2 protein-coding genes and 1 pseudogene are annotated in these 2,914 nt (G+C 64.6%); 1 reads left to right on the top strand and 2 read right to left on the bottom strand.

Annotated features, from left to right (window positions below; all coding sequences use genetic code 11):
- A pseudogene (locus ACLP25_RS04715) lies at positions 1-197 on the top strand (hypothetical protein); the annotation flags it as partial.
- A gap of 66 nt (positions 198-263) precedes the next feature.
- On the opposite strand, the gene ACLP25_RS04720 reads toward ACLP25_RS04715, so the two are convergent.
- Both ACLP25_RS04720 and ACLP25_RS04725 read right to left on the bottom strand, forming a co-directional pair.
- The gene (locus ACLP25_RS04720) at positions 264-728 is read right to left on the bottom strand and encodes a hypothetical protein (protein WP_442468070.1); all 465 of its coding nucleotides are present in this window, start codon (positions 726-728) and stop codon (positions 264-266) included.
- Between the two features lie 155 nt (positions 729-883).
- A partial coding sequence (locus tag ACLP25_RS04725; RefSeq protein ID WP_442468071.1) for an efflux RND transporter permease subunit occupies positions 884-2,914 on the bottom strand: 2,031 nt, incomplete at its 5' end.

A 2,914-nucleotide genomic window follows, 5' to 3' on the forward strand; every position in this document is an offset into this window, starting at 1 on the left:
ATCTCGTCGACCTGATCGAAGTCGATGAAAACACCGGCGCCTTCGGGCACGGATACTTCCTGTCAAATCCGGCAGTCCGTTCTGATTTGGTCGCTTTGATCCGCGACCGATTGAAGCCGGGCGATCCTGGCCGGCCGCTGGTCCCAAGTAACAAATCGTTTTGGCGCATATCCCGCGCTGATGGGGAGGCTCGCTAGGACGCCAATCAATTGCGCGGCGCCTTGCTCGCCTCAAGCACCGGCTGCATCACGGGCGGCGCGACTCTACCTGGCGGTTCGGAAGACGTTGTCCAAGTCGGCGCGACAGATCTGACTGAAGGACTGGAGCGGATCGGGCTCCATGCTCTTGGACAGCGCGTCTTTCGCAAGCCGGCGGAGCTCGATACTCGGCTCGAGCGAGATCTTGAGGATCGACCGAAGCACCGCTTCCGCTCCGTTAACCACCTCCGGAGGGGCAAAGAGCCTCATTCGGTTGATGAGCCCGATCAAATGCTGCTCATCGCCGCCCAGGGCGATGTCATCATGGACATAGGCGTTCAGGAGCAAATTCGACGCGCTCATCACGAAGTCCGCGTAGACCGCCTCACGCTTTGCAACCTCGCCGGCGACACGCTGAAGGCGATTCTGAGTCTGCTGCGTATAGACGGCTGCGATGAGGGACGCGCCGCCGCCGATCGGGGCGCCGAGCAGCGCTGAAATCGGACTGAGGAGAGCCGGTTCGATGAACATGTCGCCTCTGAGGATGGCGCGCCGCAAGATCAATCAAGGCGATTTGCGATTTTGGCGAGCGTTTCGGCAGGGGCGGGTCCGTTCACCCCACGCGGCGCTATGCGTCTGTCCGCGTCGCTCGAACAGTGCGATCGCGCATCGCCTACGATCGTCTGTCATCCGACTGCTTCGAGCTCGCGGCTCGCCTCGGGGATGGTCTCGAGTTGCCGGGGCTCGCTCGCCTCCGGCTCCGGCTTCTTGATGCGGAACCAGGCGACGTAGAGCGCCGGAAGGAAGACGAGGGTCAGGATCGTCGCGACCGCCAGGCCTCCCATGATCGCGTAGGCCATAGGACCCCAGAAGATGGTCGGCGCGATCGGGATCATACCCAGAATCGCCGCAGAAGCGGTGAGCAGAATCGGGCGGACCCGGTGACTGGTGGCGTCGACGACCGCGTCCCAGGGATGGAGTCCCTTCGCCTTGTCCGCCTCGATCTGGTTGATGAGGATCACCGAGTTGCGGGCGATCATGCCGGTGAGCGCGAGCACGCCGAGGATCGCGACGAAACCAAGCGGCTTGTCCGCGAGGAGAAGCGCCGCGACGACGCCGATGACGCCCATGGGCGCGACGCTCAGCACGAGGATCATGCTGCTGAAGCTCTGAAGCTGGACCATCAGCACCGTAAGCATGATGACGAGCATCACAGGCACGACGGCGATGACCGAAGCTTGCGCCTTGTCGCTCTCCTCAACGCTTCCGCCGACGCGGACGTGATATCCGTTCGGCAGGCTGGCGTTCAGCGCTGCGATCTGCGGCTTGAGCGACTGCACGACCGTTGCGGCCTGCGTGCCCGGCGCGAGGTCGGCCTGCACCGTCACGGTGGGCAGCCGGTCCCTGCGCCAGACGATGGGGTATTCCTGGCCGTACTCGACGGAGGCGATCTGGCTCAGCGGAACGCTTTTCCCGTTCGGCAGCGGAACCTGAAGCGTCCGGATCGTCGACGGCGACCCGCGCTGCTCGGCGGAGGCCCGGACGAGCACGTCGTCGAGCCAGATCCCGCTGCGCATCTCGGTGGCCGTGACGCCCGAGACGACCGCGTTCACGGCCAGAGCCGATTCTTGCGAGCTGAGACCGAGAAGCCGGGCCTGATCCTGGTCGACCCGGATCCTGATCGTGCGGCCGGGCTCCATCCAGTTGTAGTTGACGTTCGCAGCGCCGGGGGCCGCGCCGACAAGCTCAGCCACCTGGGATGCGATCTTGCGCACCTTTTCCGGCTCCCGCCCGCTCACCCGGTATTGGAGCGGCCATCCGACCGGCGGCCCGAGTTCCAGCGGGTAGACCCGACCGACAATGTTCGGGAAATCGCCCGCCAGCGCGCGCTCGAGCTTTGCCTTCACGCGTTCGCGCTGCTCGAGTCCCTTAGTGACGACGACGGCCTGCCCGAAAAAGTCGTTCGGCAGTTGCACGTTCAGGGGCAAGTAGAACCGGACGGCGCCCTGCCCGACATAGGCGCTCCAATGATCGACGTCCTGATCGTCATTCAGGAGCTTGTCCAGACGGGCCGAGGCGTCCTTGGTCGCATAAATGGACGCGTTTTCGGGGAGCTGCAGGTCCACCAGAAGTTCGGGCCGGTCGGACGCCGGGAAGAACTGTTGCGGAACGAAGCGCATTCCAAACAGCGCCGTCGCGAACAGGGCGAGCGTCGCGGCGATCGTGACCCATCGGGCTCGCATCGCCAGCGCGAGGAACTTGCGGAAGGCGCGCATGATCGGACCGGGCTCCTCCGGACGCCCCGTCTTGGGCTTCTTGAGCACCCAGATGCCGAGCATGGGCGTAAACAGCGCCGCGACGCACCACGATCCGATCAACGCAATCGCGACGACAGCGAAGATCGAGAAGGTGTATTCGCCCGCGGCGCTGTGCGCGAAACCAATCGGGACGAACGCGGCGATCGTGACCAGCGTGCCAGCCAGCCTCGGAAAGGCGGTCGAGCTATAGGCGAAACTGGCCGCCCGCTCCTTCTCGTCGCCCCTCTCGAGCCGCGTGACCATCGATTCGATGGTGATCATGGCGTCGTCGACCAGGAGACCGAGCGCGATGATGAGGGCGCCGAGAGAGATTCGCTGAAGGTCGATTCCGAACGCCGACATGGTCATGAACACGACAGCGAGGACGAGCGGGATCGAGAGCGCCACCACGGCGCCGGC

The sequence above is a fragment of the Roseiarcus sp. genome, assembly GCF_052145395.1.
In the GTDB taxonomy this organism is placed as follows: Bacteria; Pseudomonadota; Alphaproteobacteria; order Rhizobiales; family Beijerinckiaceae; genus Roseiarcus.

Bases quoted from the DNA above. Each gene is read 5' to 3' on its own strand.
- ACLP25_RS04720 (WP_442468070.1), bottom strand. From the start codon at position 728: ATGTTCATCGAACCGGCTCTCCTCAGTCCGATTTCAGCGCTGCTCGGC.